Below are 19905 nucleotides of genomic sequence, written 5' to 3'. Positions count from 1 at the left end.
TCCTTTGAAGTTCTATTTGAAGCCTTCTGGCACCTAACTTACGTTTATGGCGGTATTCTAATATTAAGTGTTCTATATCTGTACTAATCTTTGTCTTTGGTGAATTATGGGGTCTCTTACTGTAATCCAAGAGTCCTTCAATTCCATTTTCTCTATATCTATTCACCCATTTCCTTAAAGTTGGTCTTGAAATACCGCACTTCAAACAAACCTTCCCGGCATCACCATATTTCTCATAAAGCTTAACCCATTTCAAACGTTTATTTTGTTCTAAATCCATTAAGCAATTTAATGAAACTATGTATATGAATCACACAAATAAAGTTTGGTATTTCGCACGTTGATCTCAGTAATACCCATTCCCATACAAATGGACTTTTCAATGGAAGCAATAGCGTTTCCGAAAAAGTTCCTGTGGGCCAACCAATGGGTCTCCACCAATATTCCGGATGAGAAATTTCTACAGTGGTTTAATCAAATTGCGTTTGTTAATCCGATTCAGTAGTACTTTTTTAACAGATGCCATTGGGATTCAATTTAAAGTGGTGGGATCGTGTCATATTCTCCTAGCACTACGATTTCATATTGGAAACTCCCATGTCTATTTGATGTAATTACTCCTCCAGTAAAAGGAGTTTGATAACTTTCTTCCAATCTTTTGGTGGTTGTTTAATCAGAGACAGTTCTACAAGGTTTATATTATCAGTATCAGGCTCTCCAATTGTCATCCTAAAATTAACACTATCACCTTTTATATTTTCGAGCCAAAATGAATTTAACACAGATGAATGGATCTCATTACCTAAAACATCATATAATGCATTTTTTGTAAAATTCCATGAATTACTAGAATCAATGGTTATATGATATTTAAACTCTCTATAGGCATAAATCCCTTCAGGCTCCAACTTTCTAAAAAGAAACTTGGAGCCTGAAGGGATTTCAACAACTTTTATAGTTGTATTATTTATTAACGTATCACAAATTACTTGTGACAAAGTATCATGAGGGTAATACAGTGTATCTAATTTTGAGTTTGACTGGTAATGATGCTCCTCATTTTTATGCTTACTACATCTCATGAACAGAGCGACTAGTAATAGTATAAATACATTAAGTTTCATTCTAATAAATTTTTTACTATCTCCCATATTGCTTCTAATGGATTTCCTGATACCTTATTCTCCTGAATAAATTGATCTACATCTATGCTTGTTCCTTCCCCTACCTTTTCACCATCACTATTCACTACATCAAAGGTCGTAATACTTTCTGTTTCTAGATTCTCAGAGCTTGATAGCCAACTTTGTGGATCTACAGGAGCTCCATCTTCACCTCCAGATAAGGGGTCTACAGATTGAAATTTTCCATTTTCGTCCTTTTTATGAATTTCATAATGCAAATGAACAGCCTGACCTTTATCTTTACCAAACCCTGACCCTCCTACATATCCAATAATATCACCTTCTTTTACTTCATCATTCGCACTAAGAGTAGGAGCGTCCTTTAAATGCATATATACAGTTTTAAATTTACCGTCTGCTGATTGTATATGAATACGATTGCCAGCTCCATTCTTATCACTTTTATCTTTAGCTAATAGCACTTTACCATCATGTGTAGCGTATACAGGGACACCCAAATCATCATCCCCCCCACCTAAATTCATATCAAGGCCATGATGTTTTCTTTTTTTTCCATTACGCGTTCTATTTCCATATTTGCTATCAATTCTACGTTTGATAGTACGCTTTCCTTTTTTCCATTTCTTTGGTAAAGGCCATGGAATCATTCCATCAATATCTATAAAAATTATTGGATTATCAAAAGCATAGTTATACGGTGAATGCCTTCTCATTTTTTCTGTAAGAGGGTCAACTTTATGCCACCTCCCCAAAGCCGCATCATACATCCTAGCCCCGTAATCCATCCAGTTGAGTCCAAACTCCTCCTGTTTTTCTTTCCCATTGTACTGGAATTTGTGATCCGGAGCTCCCTGTTTCTCAATCCCGGCCAGGTTGAGGCCGAAGGGATAGTAGTGGTTTTCTTGCACTATCACTTCCGGAGTGTGGGTAATTTTCAGATCGTCGAACCAGACATCCACATCACTTTCGTTGGCCACAAAGATCTTCACAAAGCCGTTTTGGGTCAGGGTGATCTCCGGTAGGCTCAGTTTGTACCAGCCGTTGGTACTGGCCGTTACATAGCGCACTTGGTTTTGAGTGGGTTGCTCGTTGCCTTCTGCATCGTACACCACCATCCGTAGGTAGGCCACTGGCAAGCTGCCATTGGCCGCGGTCCCGATCGGAGAGATCCCGAAGGTCATCGTGGGAGCGGTGATGTTGTCTCCCCCGTTGCCTAACAAGGGCATTCCATTGTACAGGGTCTGACTCACAGGGGAAGCATTTTCATAGCGGTACCAGGCCTCAGCCTTAAGCTTGTCGCCTACCGTCACTTCCAGTTGCTGCACCATCGGACCGACTGTTTTACCTGTGGCCGCATTCAGCTTGGCTGCTCCACTGGTGCCTCTTCCGCTGCCCGCCTCCCAGGTACTCTCCAGGTTGTCAAAGAACGTGGCTTCTTGTTGCACCGCCACCGCATCGGTCAGGGTAGCTTCGTAATCCACCGGGGTCCCTTCCCGGAAAGCCACTCGGAGGTTGCCCAAATGATCCTTGTAGTGGTACTCGTACACATAGGCCGGGGCCGTTTCGCTCAAAGCGGCTTTTGTCAACACCCGGCCTTCTGCCATATGGATAAATTGCAAAATATTCTGCTCATAGACAAATTCCCCTACATAATCCGTAGTTTTCACCAGGCTACCTTCTTCGTAAACTTCTTTGCGCAGTTTGATCCCGGCTGCATCGTAGGTATATTTTAAATACTTGTCCGCTCCGAACGCAATTCGCTCCGGCAGGTTCAAATGGTTGTACTGAATGGCGGTGATTCCTTTGTTGTCGTCTTGGATCAGGTTGCCGTTGGCATCGTAGTGGTACTCCTGAGCCGTGCTGACCCCGTTGAAAAAGCTACCGGCCGCATCTTTCTCCGCTACCGCATCCTCCACCTTGGCCAGGCGGTTGCTCAAGGGCTCGTAGGTATAGCTCAGGGCATCGATCACCCCGAAGACTTTTTGGTTGTCCTGGGCCGTGTTAAAGCTTTTTAAGCCCTGCCGGTCAAGACTCAGAATATTCCCGTTGGCATCGTAGGACAGGGACACATCAAAACGCCCGTTCTCCTCCGTTTTGGCACTGCTAAAGTCCGCTTGCTTTAAACGGTTCAGGGCATCGTAATGGTAATCGTACTGCCGCTGTACCGGGTCCCGGCCGCTCTGCCAGCTCATCCGGGCGATGTTACCGTTATATTGTGGGTTGGTTGTATGGTCTTCGTAGAAAAGCTCAAAACCGAAATAATCCTTGACCGGGCTGTTCATATCCTGCAAGCCTTGAGGGTTATTGACTTTTTTGAGCCAACCCCGAATGTTATAGGCATAATCCAATTGTTGCTGAAATAACTCTCCTTTGGCCAATTTTTTTTGTTGTAACTCACCCAGTTCGTTGTAAGAGTTTTCGGTCAATAGCTCCCAAGGATTGGCCCCTACTTTGTGATGAGTTTCCAATACACTTCCCACATGGTCGTAGCGGAAGGCCTGGGAGACGGCCAGGGTGCCGGAAGTCGTCTGATGCGCCTGGTGGGTGGCAATCACCTGTCCGGTAAAATCGTAGAGGGTAGACTGGATATCGGTCCCACCCAGATGGTTGTTGCCCTGTACTTGGATCACCCTGCCTTTGGCATCGTAATAACTCACCGTGCTCAGCCAGTCCTCCGAATCCAAGACCCGCACCAGTGAGCCGGTGACCATACCTTTCACCCGGTCGGTCACTGTGGGCAGCTCCAGGGTGGTGGCCCCCACCTGGTTCCTGGCCGCAGTCAAACCCGATTGGCTGTTGGCATCAAAAGCTTTGTCGGTAAAGGAATAATCATCGTAATAGCTCAGGGTGAGCAGGTCAAAATCGCTAGTTGGTAAAGTGGTACCTGTACTGGCATAACCGGCCGACTCCAGGGAGTTGAATTGTGGTTGCACAATCTCTGCTTCAAAGGAAGGAGCCTCCACCCCGGCATAAAAGGCAAAGCCGGGCAGTAATTCGATAGATTCGCTGGCCTGTATATCTGTACCTTCGTACTGATATTTCACCACGGTCTTTTCCACCGATGCTCCGGAAGTGTTCAGATCCACCGGCTGTCGGTTGCGGACCAGATTCTTTGGCAGGTTCGTATCCGACCAGTTCTGCAAAGCTTCCCGGTTCAAACCGGTGTTCATCACCCCGGTAGCCACTGAACGGCTAAAGACATCATACAGGGTAAAGGCCCATTGCCCGATAGCCCGCTGTTGCCCGTCTCGGCTGAACACCAAACGGTCCAGTCGGTCGTACACCATCTCTATATTTTCCGCTCCCGGCACTTGCTTTTCCACCATCCGGTGTCGATAATCGTAGCGATAAGTAAAACAGAGATTTTTTAAAATGGAAGAAAAATCCGGATGTTGGTGGTAATTGCCGGTTTCCATTTGCTGCACCGCCAAAGGAGGCAGCACATAGCGCAGATTGCCAAAGTCGTCATAGATGTAATAAGTACTCAGGAAAACAGGCCGATTTTGGGCATCTACACCTTCCTGTATCTTTTTCAACACCACCCGGCCCAGTTTGTCTTTGCACTCCAAAACTATGTTTCCATGCTCATCGGTCACCTCATTGACAAAAAGTTCCCCTTCCCCATCCGGTTGACCGTCTCCATTGCGATCGGTAGTCGTATTCGCATATTCCGTTAAGGTCTCCGGCAAGCCGCTGGTAGCATGGATCGTCCAGAGCCGTACGGCATCTTCCGGGGTGTTGGTGCGGTAAGCAAATTTCACCTTTTTATCGTTCGTATGCCAGACCTCTCCCGGACCGGTCTCGGACAAAACCCGGTTCAGGGGTGAAGCTTCCAATTCCTGATGGGAAAAGGGTTTGCCGTCCTGAGCAATACCCGGTTGTCCCTGGTAAAACTGAAATACCCGACTGTTGATCTCATCTCCTTTGATCAAAGCCTGTTCCTGGTAAGCTCCGGCTTGACCCTTGCCATAATCCGGAGTGGCCACATAGGGCAAATATGTATTCACCTGGCGACCAAACTCATCGTATTGGACAGGTTGAATGATATCGTAGCCCGTAGGCGATCCTTGCCAAATTACGGTCTGTAAAGGACGGCCCAAGCCATCCACATAATTTACTGTGTTGGAAATAGCCTCCTTAGGCAAACCTTCCAGCTCCCCACACTGCTTTTTACCCGCCACTTTGGGAACCTGTTCCAAGACATAGTTATGCGTTTGGGGCAAGGCAAGTTGTTGGGCCTGCCCCAGCAAGGCCCAGCCCAGCCACAACAGGGTAAGTAAGATATATTTGATAAATTTCATATGTTTTAAAGTCTACTTTTTAGGGAATTTGAATATGAGTTTCGTTCCGGTTCCCTAGGCGAAAAACCAGAAAGTATTCCTTCGAAGTGAGCCCAGTGCTTCTACAAAACTGGAAGTGATACTTACCAAAGCATTTCTGTTTTGAGAGCTTCCTACTGGGTAACAATCACGGTTTTGTCTGTCACTCCTTCCCCTTGCACAGTAAGGGTAGCTGTCCGTGGCTCCGTACTGGACGGATTGGACGAATACGTCAGGTGTAAAGTACCGTTACCGGATCCACTGCCAGGTGTGGTCGTAAGCCAAAGTTGATCGCTTTGTGCTGACCAGTTAGTGTTGGAGGTGACCATAACTGTACTCTGCCCCTCTCCTTCTACTACATTCAACTGACTCACGGAAACTTCAACAAAACAACTGCGGTCTTGTGTAATAGAGATAATTTGGGTTAAACCCCCTCCTTGAACCGTCACTTTTCCGGAACGAGTTGTGATCCCCTCATTTTCTTCAAATAACAAGGTGAGTGTTTGACTTCCTGTACCTGCTGCCTTACCCACCTTCAACCAAGACTGATCACTCTCTGCTGTCCAACTACTGTTGGAAGTTATCTCTATCAGATGGTTCAGCTCTCCACAACTGATAAAAATCGCGCTTTCCGAAACCGTTAATTCCGGATCTTGTGCATAGTTGTATTGGTAGTGCTTCACAATATCTCCATTGTGGTCTTTGACCGTCTCCAAACGACCTAATCTATCGTAATGGTAAGTCGTTGTTTGGTTGTTCGCATCTGTCACCGAAGTCATCCCAAGTAAAGGTTCATAGGTGTAAGTAAACACCTGAACCGCAGGATCCTCGTCAAATACTCCTCTCAATTGCAATAGCTTGGAAGAGACTAACTCTTGGTCAGTAGCACTTCCCAATTCGGAGAGAAACGTTGGCGAAAGTGCATTTGACAACGCATTGGAGATCTCAACGTAGGATTTTCCAATCAACTTGGCTACCGGTAAGGTATTTTTATAACTCCATAGGTATACGGTAGGAATATCATGTTCCCTTTGGGTTTCCACCACATTGCCGTTGGCATCGTACTGATAATTGGCCGTTATTTTCTCTGAGCCTCCATTAGGGTACAAATGTTTGGACACCGGGTGAAGATGACCATAGCTGTCCTTTTGATAAAGGGTCGTTACTTTAGAGGTCGTTTGATCATTAACTTTGGAGACTTCCCGGACCGGAAAATTGTGCATATGGCGGTAATCCGGATTGGCAGAATCCCACATTTCCGCAGGCGCTCCCGAACCAGGATCTGCCGGATAGGTATATTCGGTATTCACCGTTTTTACATACCCCCCTTCCCCTTGGCTTCGATGGTTTGTCGTTTTGGTTAATTGTAAATGCTTGGGATTGTCATACTCATTGACGGTCTTGGTGGTGATCACTTTCCCCGGTTGATTTTGATCGTAAACCCGCTGAATTACCGTATCCTGATAATACCATTCGGAGATATTTCTATACTTCCGGTCGGCAAACTTGTAGTTTTCTATCGTACTCACCTTAATGAGTCCTATTTTCAACCCGGCAACTTCCGCGTAGTTGGATGAGGAAAACTTATACCGGTAGGAATCGTGCATCAACAACTGCCCATTGCTATGGTAGTCGAATTTCTCCAGCAACAAGCCTCTACGCCAATCATAAGAAGTTCTCGGAGGGTAGGGAAATGCGGTGGGACTGTCCGGGTACTCTTTGGATGTCGTATAGACGTATACCGTTTTGCCATTATTGACCAGTGAATCACCTTTGAACACTGTAACATAACTGTACTCTACCACACTGCCTTGCGATGTACCTAATGGAATATTACTACTGGAAGTAATTACTTTATAAGGGCATTCCACCTCTCCTATTACTCCTCCACCTATTGGCCTGGTGGCTATATGGGCATATTCAAACCCTGGCACTGAAACTAAAACCCCACTGGATTCCTCAGGTTGATCAGGCAAACGGTACACAAAGGTTTCTAGTTGTTCGTCTTCCGGATTAATGCCATCATTCCGGACGATTTTCTTAACTCGCACCCCTCCTGCCTTTTTAGCTTTTTCATTAATACCCCTGTCTGCCAGTTTTATATCTAACCGGGCCTTACATTCCGCACAAAATGGATTCTCAGACCACACTTCCACAGTATAACTCCCGGCAGGTAACTCAACATACATTATTTTTGATTTCGCAGATTGAGTCATCCCCGAACCAATATTTTCGTCTAATTGAAAATCTTCATGTAATATCTTAATACCGGCAGCACAAGGATCTTCATTGTTACATACATTCCGTTTTATCAAGTAGTCAATTTTTGCACAGGTAGGTGCTAATAGTGTAAAAGTATCTTTTTTACTACATATACGATCACATTCTAAGCGAAGAAAGTCTGCAAACTGCTTTTCTGAACAATCTACCACATTAATTAACCTGTCCTCCTCCACAGAAAAACCATAATCATTGAGTTCGTATTCAAACTCGGCATACCCTCCAGTGGGATATGTGATTTTCCTTAATAGCCCAATGCTTGCTCTCTCTTGTTCGGGTAGTCGCTTGGCACCATCGTAAAAGTACACTTTACCCAACACTTTATAAGTGGTGAATGGAACTAAATCCTTCTTAGGATTATCATTATAATACCCCCACCAATCCTGCTGGTAGTAGCCATCGGTGATGGTAGGCATTGCCTCCTTCTCATTGTATTCGAAACTATAATTCTTGGTACACGCTCCTGAGACAGGATCTGCTTCACACATAGCTTCCAACCACAAACGAGAATTGCTGACATTGGTATATGTGAAATTAAACGTTCTGTTCGGCTGAACTTCAGTACCTCCATATACTTCAATACCGGCTAACACCTTTTCTCTATCTCCCGAATGGGCCACATCGTTTCGCACTTCTCCGGGAATAAATTTTACGTTCCCATGAACAAACGCGATTTCCGTAAGGACTTTCCCCTGTACATGAGAAGTAAAGTGGGTATTGGAAGGCATAGGGGGATTACAACCGGGTTGTAACACACTGTTATCAGTAGGAAAATATACCGTTTGTGACTTATAAGGATGAGAAACATAACTATAATTCTCTTCATATTTTAACGTAATCACATCCCCTGTATTTAAATCGGAAATCTCACTCAAATACCAACTGGAAGTATATTTTTCAATCGGAGGAACATCGGGTGAGTCGTTACCACTCCCTTCCGTCCAACTGGTTTCTTTGACCGTAAACCTGTACTTAACTCCCGTTTCATCCAGAATTTCAAACCCCTGGCTCGTCTTTGTGATATGCAAATTAGCATGAGGAATTAATTTGGGCTCTCCATTCAAATCATAGACAAATTTACCCGACTTCCCATTGAAGTTATAAAAGTACAAATCCGGTTCGGTATCGTAAATCCCTTTAGCAATCTGAACCTTTTGATAATCCGTCAGGTCCTCACTGTTGGTAGTCGCTTCCAAATACTGCTGTAAAAGATCCCCTCCTGTTCTGTTATACCCATTCGCACTATCGTCCGGTCTCCCCCGGACAGTTCGAGTGATCACCCCTCCGGCATTCAAAGACCAGCCTAAACCTACCCTGCTCCCCTGTTCTTCCACCCTGATCCCTCCGGCATGATAACTTAACGAAATAGGCAAGCGTAAACTCTTCCCTTTGATTTCATAAATCGGGACGGCAATTTGTGGAACACCCGTATGAAAGCCCACCGGTACCTCTCCGTATTTCCCCAATGAAGCAGCCGTAGGAGACGGTGGAATCACATTCAGTTTCAAGGGAGAATCTGTAGAACCTTCTTGGGCCCGCAATCCCATATTCCAGAATAAGAACAACAGTAATAAATACCCTCTTCTCTTGTTGAAAAGGGTGTTAATGTAATTGATCATTGGATATAGTATAGTTGTTAAATAATGTTCTGAGTTAGTTATAATTCAGCGTCTCATCGAATCCGATGAGAATTGAGTCAATTGATTATTAAGCAGGACATTTCATTAAAATTTACTCCACTTGGAAATAAATAACTCATAAGAACATGTGAAGTAACATTTCAATAAATTAAAGAAGTAGGTTGTCAGAAACTTCAGCTATAATTTCGTCTGTAATTCCTACTTAAGAAAGATATTCTTAGCAGTGATCATACATAGTAGCCACTCCTCTTGATGGCTTGTTGTATCTTTTCGAATCAAATAAAGCACAAGAATTTAATGAGTAGTCTGAGAATAGCTTATCAGTAGTATAATTTAAACCTTATATTTTCTTGTTAAGAAGCTTATTATATTAGCATATCTTTAAAACTACCCATAAAAAGGTATTATAATTTATGGCTTATTTAAAAACTACAAAAAACAACAGATGTTGTTTGGAAGATGATTAGAATAGACTTTAAACTTAACCTAAGTATGATTTTTTCAAAAAACTAAACATATTCTTGTTTTGAAATAAATTAAGGCAGGTAAAACAAGTAACTGAAAACATACATCAAAATAGAGGTAAGTCCCAATTATGGTAACGAAAATAAAAACAACAATTATTAATTTAGCCCATCAGAGCTAATAGAATCTAGAGATTTTTGATTGAAGTGGTTTAAACGTATAGTTTTTGACCGAAAATGGAATCCAAATCGGCTCATCAAGGCACTTTTTGAAAAGAATAAAGCTATTGTTGAAAAAAGTAACACAGAGGAGGCGTTTTTGAAACATTTTTTAGGAAAAAGAAAAAGGTTAATTCACTTCGTTAATAAAATTATTTATCCTGTACTACTCAACTTTCATGAACTCTAAAAGTAAACATCATCTGTAAAAGCGATTATATTGACTAAGTAATTTCAAATTTTGTAGTGCATTTTACCGGAACAGTTGTCTGAAAGGCTTCAAAACAACACAGTGCCGGAAACATTATACACTATTTTTATCAATTTCTTCCGGCAAAATAACGATGCAAAACCTCTTTACTTATATTCATTCTTTGAGCAACTTATCTGAAAAAAGCTGGGAAATATTGTACCCGGTGCTCAGTACCCAGGAGTTTAAAAAAGGTGCGTATTTACTCAAGGAAAACCATGTATGCCATTCACTTTTTTTCATTGACAAGGGGTTTTGCCGAAGCTTTTACCTCAAAGACGGCTTGGAGAAAAATACGGCTTTTCATTTTGAAAATGAAATCGTTACGAATCTCAATAGTTTTGCCGAAGGGCAAAAGTCTACTTATTTCATCCAGGCTTGCGAACCTTTGACGGCAATCTTATTTGACAAGCAAAAACTTTTTGAGGCTTGTCAAAAAGCTCCCGAAATCGAAACATTAGGAAAGAAATGTCTACGGGTAACAGCGGCCAAACTGGAAGAACATGCCAACTTGTTTAAACTGTTTTCTGCAATAGAACGCTACGAATACCTGGAACAACATCAACCCCAGCTTTTACGGAGAGTGTCCCTTACACATATATCCTCTTACCTGGGTATTGCCAGAGAAACGCTAAGCAGAATACGCAAACGAAGATTGAATGCGACTTCTTTGTGACGATCGTCACAGGTCTGTTTGAACATTCGGGCCCAACTTTGCATCCTCAAAAAAATAAAGAAAAAACGATGCAGAAGTTAAGAAAAATCAGTCCTGAAACGAATGTCATTACATGGTTTGAAATTCCGGTAACGGATACACAAAGAGCCAAAACATTCTATGAAACCATTCTGGATATCGAAATGTATACGGAATTTATGGAGGAAACCAATGAGGAGTTGACCTTTTTCCCTTCGGAACCGGGAGTGATTCAAGCAACTTCGGGCAGGGTAACGGGATCGTTAACAAAATCATCCCACTCAAAGCCGTCTCAAGAGGGGACTTTGGTGTATTTGAACGCCGCACCCGATATCCAAAAAGCTATAGATAAAATAGAGCCGGCCGGAGGTAAAATCCTGGTTCCTAAAATCAAAATAAAAGCGGGGTATATCTGTGTCTTTCTCGATACGGAAGGCAATAGAGTCGCCCTTCATGCAGAGTAATAAGTACATTCCATCCGTATTTTCTTATAGAAGAAACTTGTCTGGAAGCCTAAAAGGGCACTGGATTACACTTGTTATCTCCCGTTAAATACTATTTGATTATTATCCCCTCAACCAGCCACTTTTCAAAATACTACAATACCGGGATTTTGATTTGAAACTCACCGTTCAGACCTATCTCCGGCATTGTGGTATTTTGATTTTTTCATATCTTTATACTTTCACAACAACTATCCCGGCCCGTTATTAGGAAACAGCCCGCTAGCATTGCATGGTTTTACAGAATTTCAATTGACAGAGTATAAAAGCAAGCCTGGAGAGAATTTGTAATAGCGTTACGGAATGTATCCGAAAGGAAGCCCTTCCTTGACTTCCGAGAAGCAATTTTTTTATTAAAAGAAATAGAACTATGAACACCTATCAAATCATTGACAACCAAGTCTGGTGTCATGGAGTACTGATGCTAGAAGCAGATGCCGGATCCTTTGAAGAACTCTCCGGTTGGTATGGGAAAGATAAAAACCATGTATATTACAAATATGATATTTTACCGGAACTGAACCCCGAAACCATTCGCATATTGTCTGGTGATTTTCTGGCAGATGATCAACGTGTTTATTTTAGCAACAACCTATTAGAGCGCGACCTTCCAACCTTGGAAATCCTAGATCATGGATTTCATAAAGATAAAAACGGTGTTTACTACTATTCCGCCAAAGTAAAACAAGCCGACCCGGTGAGCTTTAAAAGTTTGAATTGCAACTATGGAGTAGATGCCTATCACGCTTTCTGTGGAGAAACTTTGTTAGCAGAGGCAGATATACAGAATTTTACAGCCCTCTCTCATTGCTTTGCCAAAGACCAACGTCAAGTATATTATTTTTCTTCCGTACTGAAAAAAGCGGATGCAGCTACCTTTGCCTTATTCGACTCTCCTAAAAACTCTGCAGGCTGCATAGGAAGAGATAAAAATTTCTTGTTTCATGGAGAATCCGTTTTTCTGGATGTGGATAGGGATACCTTTGAACTGATAGACGGCTGGTACAACAAAGACCGGCACCATGTATATCATTTCACCAAAAAGCTATTGGGAATAGATCCTGTTTCCTTTTATATCTTCAACGAAACCTACATCGCTGATAAAAACCATATTTATACCAGAAATTTCGATACTCCCAAAATTATTTGTAAAAACCACGGGGATTTTAAAGACCTGGGCAGAGGCTATTACAGTACTGACAAGGCGGTCTTTCACATAGATCACAAAGAAGCCATTTCTCCCCACATCGATAGTTTTGAGCGACTGGGAAACAGTGCCTGGGCCACTGATAATGAATATGTTTTTTTCTGTGGAGATAAGGTAACAAGCGCAACAAAAGAACAAATCACCCTCTTTTTTGCCTATATCAAGATCAAAGAACAACTGTATTATATGGGTGTTGACAAACCTATTGAGGAAGTAGATGTCGCTACTTTTGAAGAGTTGTACCATGGCTTTGCCAAGGATCAACATCGTTTGTATTATGAAATGGAGCCCATTGAAAACAGTGATCCCGACTCCTTCCGGTATGTTGACAAGGATTTATACGCGGACAACCGGCAAGTTTATCATATAGAGTATTATGATGGCTATGGTATGTTGGACATCATCGAAGGTATTGATACATCCAAATTCCGGAGGTTAGAACGAGGGTATTTTACAGATGATCAATCCGTCTACTTTTATGAACATCCACTCCCTGAAGCAGACCCTTCTACTTTTGAAATATTGGCATATGGCTATAGCCGGGACCATAGCCGTGTATACTACCGGGAAAAGCTTCTACCCGGGCTAAATACCAATCAACTTCAAATTATCCATCATTGTATTGCATCCGATCAAAATCAAGTCTTTTATGAAGAGCAGCGGCTCGACCTTGAGCTTGCCGAGTTAAAGATCTTAGATGAACATTATATTCTTGATAATCACAAGGTATACCGGGATGGTCAACTATTGGAGGGAACAATAGATGCTGCAAGTTTCTCTAAAATCAATAACTTTTTTTACAGAGATAAAAACCATATTTACCACCACAATTACCCCTTAGATCTTGATCCTGACAAAACCGTTATCTATGATGAAACTTATGCCGTAGATGGCCGGAAGGTCTATTTTTTAGAGCATGAACTCACCAAACTTTCGGCAAATACTTTCGAAGTACTGAAATATAACTTTGCCCGAGACCATCAATACGTCTATTACCGGGAAGATTGGATTGAAGGAGCAGATGCCGCCACGTTTGAAGTGGTAAGTTACTCGCAATACCGCGACAAAAACCATCAATATAAAATCAGATACAATAAAGTCTCGATTGACGAATGATCCGTATAAAGTACTTACTAAGTTTGCTCTTATGGTTGGCCATTGCAAGCTTGCCCGCCAACAAAGCAAAAGCTCAACTACAAGAAACACCAAACGGAATCTGGAGATTGGCCTATACACAGGAAGAAGGCAAAATCAATATTCCGGTAAAAGACTATACACTTTGGGATTTTGAAGGAGATACGCTCAACCTGGTAACGGTGGGGGATCCTGACATGGGAACGTTTGATTCGCTAACCATCCAAAGGTTTGGGGTACGGTACGAGCACAATGAAATGCAATTTGACGATCAGGTGTTTTCGGTTTCCTCTACCGAAGACTCTTTGGTACTTCAAAATCAAAGCATCTCCTTTATATTCAAACGCTTAGACTTAAAAGCATCCACCCCCAGTAAGACCGCAAGCGCTTGTTTGAAGGGTTCTTATCTTATCAGAGGTAAAAACTACCAGGATAGTCTTGAATTTTTAAACGATTCTTTATTGATCCATACAGGTGAGTTTCATTCAAATAACCCGGTAAAAAAATGGGCCGTTGTCACCTACAAAGGCATTCATTTCCTCAGTATTCAAAATATTTTCTTCCCATTGACAGCCATCACCTCCTGCTCGGAACAACAGGTTGTGTTAAACCACCTTGCCAAGAACGTTGATTGGATACTAAGCCCAACAAAATCTACTCGGCAGAAATCCGAACTCATCGGTAGTTGGACAGCAACACCTACCTACCCGTTACCACCGGGAACAGATACGGCAAAACCGTTCCATCAAATAGCCTTTGAACAGGACTCCGTTCGTATTCAAAGGTTCAAAAAAGTCCAAAAACTAAAATGGAACTTAACCGAAGACGGAAAGAGAATTTATTTTATGGATAAGATTTTAAAGAAGGGTGGTTCTTGGAAAATTATTGAGTGTACGGATCAACATTTAACACTTGACCTAAACAATAGTTGGTTGTTTGACGACAATATCCTTAAATTCAAACGAAACTAAACCAAGTCAAATCCCTATGAAAACAGACATTCAGGCAACCGCACAAAAACTACTGGGCCGTCCACTTCTTCCGGAAGAAGGCATACCCCTTACAACAATTGAAGAAACTGAAAAAAGCTTGGCGGTTTCCTTTCCCGAAACCATCAAAAACTTTTACCGGCTTGTTGGAAACATATCTCTTTTCACAAAGGGATTTGAACGCTTCGTTCCACTAGAGCAATTGCAGGTACAAGAGAACAAAGTCGTTTTCTTAGAGGAAAACCAGTCTGTAATGTACTGGGCTTTCGATATCCATCAACCCGGAAGGGTTTTCCAAACCACTCATTTACACGCCGGTAAACCCATAGAATGGTCGGAAGGAATACTTGGAACAGACAAATTCCTCCAGATGCTGATGTACTATCAATGTGTAATGGGAGATGAATACGAACACCAGGCAACCCAAGGTGGATTTAGCTTTTTTGCCTCACTGAGTATAGAGGAATACCGTAATGCCAGAAAAGCTCAAGACTTTATTGCCCAAGTAAATACAACCTGGGAATGCATTGTCAAGGCAGACGGCATCGCCATCTTCTGGAAAAAAGATACCATCTTAAGCTATTTCCTCAACCGGGACGGAGAGGTGGATGGAATGCTATTGGCCTGTACCAAAAATGAAGCGATTCTAGAGCAATTGGTAGAGGATTACGGATTCGGAGAACTTTAAACAAAAATTTCAGTAAAAATCGTTTACCACATAAAAAACTATTACCCCCAAACATATATGTTCACTTTTAGAAAAGAACACTTCATTTTAACCCTTGTATTATTGGCTACTGAAGTCTGTATAGAAATGTTTGTACATGACAAAATTATCCGGCCCTATTTCGGAGACTTTTTGGTAGTTATCCTGATCTATTCTTTTTTAAGGATCTTCTTAAAAGTACCCAAAGTAAAACTTGCTATTTCGGTACTTCTCTTTTCTTATACTGTAGAAGGGTTACAATATTCGAACCTCTTGCATCATTTAAACCTGCAAGACTCATACGCTGCCAATATTATTTTTGGGAACACTTTTGAATGGCTGGATATGCTGGCATATACCCTGGGAATTTTATTGGTCATCGTGTTAGGGAAAGTGAAGTTGTTCAAATCAGCCAAATCCAGTCAGGCACAATAGCACTTTGGGTTGGATGAATGGATGGCGAAACCACACTCACCACTTCACTCATTCACTCATTCACCACTTCACTCATTCACTCATTCACCATTTCACTCATTCACTAAATCATCATTTTAACTTTGTTAGTCATTTTTTAATACAAGCCTCATGAAAGTAGATAAATACACAAAAGTACTACTGACCGTAATTGCCGTGAACTTGAGCATTCTGACATTGAAAAACCTGGAGATATTTCCCAAGGCCTATGCAAACAAGCCGGCTAATACGCTCAAAACTCCCGTCAATACTAACTATGGTCTGGTACCCTTGAATGAAGACGGGAGCATTACCGTCCGGTTAAGCGACTACGATAAAGTAAATGTCAATATCGTAGGCATTGAAACCGATGATGAGATGGAAGTAAATATCGATGAAATCGGAGGTGGGTTTGTAAGACATGGCGGACCGGTACCCGTAGTGATCAAATAATAAAACTACCACCCTCTTGCTATTTGTAGCATTGCATTTACATAAATAAACGAGCCTTCATTGAGGAACATCCAATCCTCAATGAAGGATGTTTACTTTCCTTCCACATCTCTTACGAATAGCTGCTCTCCATACTTATCAGAAAAAACCGACAAGGTATCGGTAGTTGCTTTCTCTATCACAAAGTAGTCAGATGCAGTTCCATTTAACGGATCCAGAAGAATCAATTTTCCATCCATACTCATTTCAAAATCCCCATCAAGAAAGCCAATTGTTTCGTGGCCTTCGTCAATAAAATATTGCTGGCCCAACAACTTACCTTCACTAAACTGCATACTTCCCTCTCCTTTCACTTCTCTCCAGGCACCCAGTATCTTCTGTTTGTGATTTGCAATAAGTACCGTATCGGGTTCCCGAAAATTCAACACAATCGTATTCCAATTCCTTTCACTATGCAAATTTGCGCTTATCTCTCGCTGGGAGGCTTGCGTAATAAACAAGTTAATAATAAATGAAGAATTTTTCAGATGAAGAAGATACACCCCTCCTACCTCCATCAACTCCCAGGTAAAAAAACTAAAATAATCCGCTCCTTCCAGAGAACTATAGGTTTGAATCGCCTTTCCTCTCGGCAAAAACTGAAAATAACAACTTTCTGTAAATGCGCCTTTACGAAAGACATGATAATCCCAAAGACTTTTACAAAGAAGGCCTTCCAGTTCAGAGGCTGTCAATGCAATGGATTTCCTTGCCTGGTATTGAGCATAAGAAGTCAACCAATACCCCACCTTGTGTTTTTGTTTTACAAACAAAGTATCTTTAGTATACTGTTGAAGTGAAAATATTCCCATACTATCCGGTGATGCCCCCCAAAGCAATGTACTGCCGTCATATTGATGGTAAATTTTCTTGGCATATTGGCGCTGATCCCGGTCATAATACAAGTAGTTGTTTTCAAAATCAACCAGTAGGGGATCCTCAGAGGTTTGGTAGCTCAAATTAACCCATTTCGTGGTATAACGTTTATTACAAGAATACATGAAGAGTAAACTAATCAAACAAAGCAATTTATAACAAGGTCGCATAGATGATCTATTGAATTAAGGTTCTCAAAAGAAGGATACAAATGTAAAATGACTGCTAAGTTTGAAATAGTCCTTCGTAAATCCCAGTGCTAAAATACAAGATTAAGTACAAATAATTTGGGATAGCAGCAATCATTCACTTCAATTCCCCGGTTGAGTATTCGCAAAGAATTGCCTTACTTTGCTTGGCAATAGAACTGACAAACCATGCCGCATCACTTTACACACTATATCAAAACCCTCACGCAACTTCCTCCGGAACAAGAAGAAGCTTTCTCTGCCTTGATCACGATCAAACCGGTTAAAAAAGATGAGAATTTTATCCGGGCCGGGCAGTTACCCAAAACCATCGCCTTTGTGACGAAAGGTCTGTTCAGGTACTATTATACCAGTGAAGAGGGGGTAGAATTTACCAAAGGTTTTTTTGTGGAAAACACCGTTCTCAGTTCCTACAGTGCTATTCTTGAAAACAGGGCCTCCTATTTCGGTATCCAAGCTCTCGAAGATGCAGTGATCGAGGTGGTCAACTACGAAGCTTTTCGCCTGTTATTTCCCCAACACCCCTGTTGGAATGAATTTCTATTAGCCTTGTTGCAAAAAGGATATCTGAAAAAAGAGGAAAGGGAGCGAGAGTTTCTTCTGTTTGATGCCGAACAACGATACCGTACATTCTTACAGAATTATCCCAATCTTGAAAACCGGATCAAACAACATCTCATTGCCTCCTACCTGGGCATCACACCTGAGTCGCTGAGCCGTATCCGAAAAAAAATGAGGCTCTTATCATAGATCAATGCAATTCGCTTTTTTGCCGGGTTTCTTTGTACTATCATTCAATTACACTTTTATTAATTATTATGATATTTCAAAAAAACACGGTGCTGATCACCGGAGGAAGCTCCGGTATCGGCTTGGAATTGGCCAAACGACTTATTCAAAAGGATAATCAGGTCATCATTTGCGGGCGCTCACAGGAAAAACTCCAGAAAGCCAAACAACAAGTGCCCAAAGTCAAAACCTTTCAATGTGATGTATCTCAAAAGGAGGATTGCATAAAATTAGTGGATTGGATTCAAGCAAACTATCCCAATTGTAACGTCCTCATCAACAACGCTGCCATTGTACATGTTACGGATTTTTGTCAAGATGATCAGATATTGGAAAAAACAGAATTAGAAATCCGGACCAACCTAATGGGCCCTATCGTCTTGTCAAAACTAATGATGCCTTTGTTAAAGAAAAATGCCGGTGCAAAGCTCATCAATATTACCAGCGGCCTGGCCTATACTCCCAAGGCGGCCTATCCTATTTATAATGCGACCAAGGCCGCTTTGCATTCTTTCACTCAAGTGCTTAGAAAGCAAATGCACAATTCACCCGTATCCGTTATTGAAGTTTTGTTCCCGGCAGTGGATACTCCTTGGCACAAGGGAAATCCTCCGGGCTTTGCCATCCCTCCGGAAGAGGCCGTCCAGGAAATGTTGCAAAAATTAGAAAAAGGAGCACTTGAAATAAAAGTAGGGAAAGTGAAAATGCTATACCAGCTTAACAGGCTATCTCCCTCTATAGCTTCTAAATTGATCAATAAGTAATAAACTGTTCTTTAGCCCAACCTTTTGATTGAATACATATTCTTTTTGGCTCCGCTGACGCCAGATCAAGGTATTTGGCAAAAGACTACTTATCATACGTTATTCCCTCTTTGGAGTGAAAACCGGAACCGTACGATAAAAGAACACTTCGCCAAGAAGCAAGTAACTACACAGTTTATTGACGAAACCACTGATAGAAAAGCAGGTAAAAACTTTTTAAGAATATCTCTCCCAGTTGCCAAAAAGGTTTTTTTATTCAACGCTCAAAAGGCTAAATGTACCTTTGCCATTGGTGCGTACTTATTGGATAAGTACAAAAAGCATAGAGGTGATTTCTTCAAAAGACAAAGACTCTTTTAAAGTTCTCAATGGCTATTCTTTCAGATATTTTCACTTAGATGGCCTTTTCACTTATTTTCACTTAGCAGGGTGTTTCAAAATTTTTTTTTTAAAGCTCTTGCTAAGTGAAAAGCTAATTGAAATTATGTGGAAATAAGTGAAAATAAATGAAAATATCTGAAAAGGCTTCAATAATGAAGCCGGTGGAAAGTTGAGGTGTTTTCAGGTAAAAAATGTCCATACAATTATATACAGAGAGGCAAAGTAACAAAGTAAACCTATAGGAGGACTTGTGTAAGTAACGCTCGCGAGTATATATAAAATGTACAATTATAAAAGAAGTCATTATATACCATTGGAGGCCTTGCCTGTGGAAAAAAAGCTTTTCAATTGACGCATGGTGTTGAGACATATAAGCGGGCCTTTCTTCACT

The 19905-nt window shown here is 41.5% G+C and carries 16 protein-coding genes; 11 read left to right on the top strand and 5 right to left on the bottom strand.

All coding sequences use genetic code 11. The features are described 5' to 3' along the window. Window positions 1-280: helix-turn-helix domain-containing protein (locus tag AAG747_RS16125; protein WP_346822225.1), on the bottom strand; the 280-nt coding region annotated here is incomplete at its 3' end. Between the two features lie 102 nt (window positions 281-382). Here AAG747_RS16125 and AAG747_RS16120 point away from each other — a divergent pair. Further along, on the top strand, window positions 383-505 hold the full coding sequence (locus AAG747_RS16120; RefSeq protein ID WP_346822224.1) for a hypothetical protein: 123 nt from the start codon (window positions 383-385) through the stop codon (window positions 503-505). Between the two features lie 109 nt (window positions 506-614). Here AAG747_RS16120 and AAG747_RS16115 read toward each other — a convergent pair whose 3' ends face one another. The 3 genes from AAG747_RS16115 to AAG747_RS16105 all read right to left on the bottom strand — a co-directional run bounded on the left by AAG747_RS16115 (window position 615) and on the right by AAG747_RS16105 (window position 9363). After that, window positions 615-1124 carry a hypothetical protein gene (locus tag AAG747_RS16115; RefSeq protein ID WP_346822223.1) on the bottom strand — a complete coding sequence of 170 codons (510 nt, stop codon included), beginning with the start codon at window positions 1122-1124 and terminating at the stop codon, window positions 615-617. Beyond that, window positions 1121-5446: a DUF6443 domain-containing protein gene (locus AAG747_RS16110; RefSeq protein WP_346822222.1), complete on the bottom strand. Its 4326-nt coding sequence runs from the start codon at window positions 5444-5446 to the stop codon at window positions 1121-1123. Before AAG747_RS16110 ends, AAG747_RS16115 begins: the two co-directional genes overlap by 4 nt. Window positions 5447-5598: 152 nt before the next feature. Further along, the gene (locus tag AAG747_RS16105) at window positions 5599-9363 is read right to left on the bottom strand and encodes a BACON domain-containing protein (RefSeq protein ID WP_346822221.1); all 3765 of its coding nucleotides are present in this window, start codon (window positions 9361-9363) and stop codon (window positions 5599-5601) included. A 1048-nt stretch (window positions 9364-10411) separates the two neighbouring features. Between AAG747_RS16105 and AAG747_RS16100 the strand changes: the two genes are divergently transcribed. From AAG747_RS16100 to AAG747_RS16070, 7 genes are all read left to right on the top strand, one after another. Beyond that, complete coding sequence (locus AAG747_RS16100; RefSeq protein WP_346822220.1) at window positions 10412-10993, top strand: Crp/Fnr family transcriptional regulator; 582 nt, start codon at window positions 10412-10414, stop codon at window positions 10991-10993. Between the two features lie 68 nt (window positions 10994-11061). Next, a complete protein-coding gene (locus AAG747_RS16095; RefSeq protein WP_346822219.1) occupies window positions 11062-11475 on the top strand; it encodes a VOC family protein in 414 nt (137 codons plus the stop codon). 409 nt (window positions 11476-11884) lie between these two features. Continuing rightward, the gene (locus tag AAG747_RS16090) at window positions 11885-13837 is read left to right on the top strand and encodes a DKNYY domain-containing protein (protein ID WP_346822218.1); all 1953 of its coding nucleotides are present in this window, start codon (window positions 11885-11887) and stop codon (window positions 13835-13837) included. Beyond that, the gene (locus AAG747_RS16085) at window positions 13834-14826 is read left to right on the top strand and encodes a hypothetical protein (protein WP_346822217.1); all 993 of its coding nucleotides are present in this window, start codon (window positions 13834-13836) and stop codon (window positions 14824-14826) included. Before AAG747_RS16090 ends, AAG747_RS16085 begins: the two co-directional genes overlap by 4 nt. A 16-nt stretch (window positions 14827-14842) precedes the next feature. Continuing rightward, window positions 14843-15532, top strand: coding sequence for a hypothetical protein (locus AAG747_RS16080; RefSeq protein WP_346822216.1), 690 nt, complete (start codon window positions 14843-14845; stop codon window positions 15530-15532). A gap of 102 nt (window positions 15533-15634) precedes the next feature. Next, window positions 15635-15985: a ribosomal maturation YjgA family protein gene (locus AAG747_RS16075; protein WP_346822215.1), complete on the top strand. Its 351-nt coding sequence runs from the start codon at window positions 15635-15637 to the stop codon at window positions 15983-15985. A 150-nt stretch (window positions 15986-16135) separates the two neighbouring features. Then, complete coding sequence (locus AAG747_RS16070; protein WP_346822214.1) at window positions 16136-16456, top strand: hypothetical protein; 321 nt, start codon at window positions 16136-16138, stop codon at window positions 16454-16456. Between the two features lie 92 nt (window positions 16457-16548). Here AAG747_RS16070 and AAG747_RS16065 read toward each other — a convergent pair whose 3' ends face one another. Continuing rightward, window positions 16549-17454, bottom strand: a complete 906-nt coding sequence (locus tag AAG747_RS16065; RefSeq protein ID WP_346822213.1) for a hypothetical protein — start codon at window positions 17452-17454, stop codon at window positions 16549-16551. Window positions 17455-17748: 294 nt separating this feature from the next. On the opposite strand from AAG747_RS16065, the gene AAG747_RS16060 reads away from it, so the two are divergent. The 3 genes from AAG747_RS16060 to AAG747_RS16050 all read left to right on the top strand — a co-directional run bounded on the left by AAG747_RS16060 (window position 17749) and on the right by AAG747_RS16050 (window position 19493). Beyond that, a complete protein-coding gene (locus tag AAG747_RS16060) occupies window positions 17749-18330 on the top strand; it encodes a Crp/Fnr family transcriptional regulator (RefSeq protein WP_346822212.1) in 582 nt (193 codons plus the stop codon). 68 nt (window positions 18331-18398) lie between these two features. Next, the gene (locus tag AAG747_RS16055) at window positions 18399-19133 is read left to right on the top strand and encodes an SDR family oxidoreductase (RefSeq protein WP_346822211.1); all 735 of its coding nucleotides are present in this window, start codon (window positions 18399-18401) and stop codon (window positions 19131-19133) included. A gap of 24 nt (window positions 19134-19157) precedes the next feature. Next, on the top strand, window positions 19158-19493 hold the full coding sequence (locus AAG747_RS16050) for a hypothetical protein (RefSeq protein WP_346822210.1): 336 nt from the start codon (window positions 19158-19160) through the stop codon (window positions 19491-19493). Window positions 19494-19905 lie beyond the last annotated feature (412 nt).

This window comes from Rapidithrix thailandica (assembly GCF_039710355.1).
In the GTDB taxonomy this organism is placed as follows: domain Bacteria; phylum Bacteroidota; class Bacteroidia; order Cytophagales; family Flammeovirgaceae; genus Rapidithrix; species Rapidithrix thailandica.
This window is presented reverse-complemented; position numbering and strand designations above follow the sequence as displayed.

Excerpts from the sequence above, each read along its gene's own strand:
- AAG747_RS16120 (WP_346822224.1), top strand. The coding sequence starts at position 383 with ATGGAAGCAATAGCGTTTCCGAAAAAGTTCCTGTGGGCCAACCAATGG.
- AAG747_RS16080 (WP_346822216.1), top strand. The coding sequence starts at position 14,843 with ATGAAAACAGACATTCAGGCAACCGCACAAAAACTACTGGGCCGTCCA.
- AAG747_RS16085 (WP_346822217.1), top strand. The coding sequence starts at position 13,834 with ATGATCCGTATAAAGTACTTACTAAGTTTGCTCTTATGGTTGGCCATT.
- AAG747_RS16070 (WP_346822214.1), top strand. The coding sequence starts at position 16,136 with ATGAAAGTAGATAAATACACAAAAGTACTACTGACCGTAATTGCCGTG.
- AAG747_RS16105 (WP_346822221.1), bottom strand. The coding sequence starts at position 9,363 with ATGATCAATTACATTAACACCCTTTTCAACAAGAGAAGAGGGTATTTA.
- AAG747_RS16090 (WP_346822218.1), top strand. The coding sequence starts at position 11,885 with ATGAACACCTATCAAATCATTGACAACCAAGTCTGGTGTCATGGAGTA.
- AAG747_RS16110 (WP_346822222.1), bottom strand. The coding sequence starts at position 5,446 with ATGAAATTTATCAAATATATCTTACTTACCCTGTTGTGGCTGGGCTGG.
- AAG747_RS16060 (WP_346822212.1), top strand. The coding sequence starts at position 17,749 with ATGCCGCATCACTTTACACACTATATCAAAACCCTCACGCAACTTCCT.
- AAG747_RS16100 (WP_346822220.1), top strand. The coding sequence starts at position 10,412 with ATGCAAAACCTCTTTACTTATATTCATTCTTTGAGCAACTTATCTGAA.
- AAG747_RS16095 (WP_346822219.1), top strand. The coding sequence starts at position 11,062 with ATGCAGAAGTTAAGAAAAATCAGTCCTGAAACGAATGTCATTACATGG.
- AAG747_RS16055 (WP_346822211.1), top strand. The coding sequence starts at position 18,399 with ATGATATTTCAAAAAAACACGGTGCTGATCACCGGAGGAAGCTCCGGT.
- AAG747_RS16115 (WP_346822223.1), bottom strand. The coding sequence starts at position 1,124 with ATGAAACTTAATGTATTTATACTATTACTAGTCGCTCTGTTCATGAGA.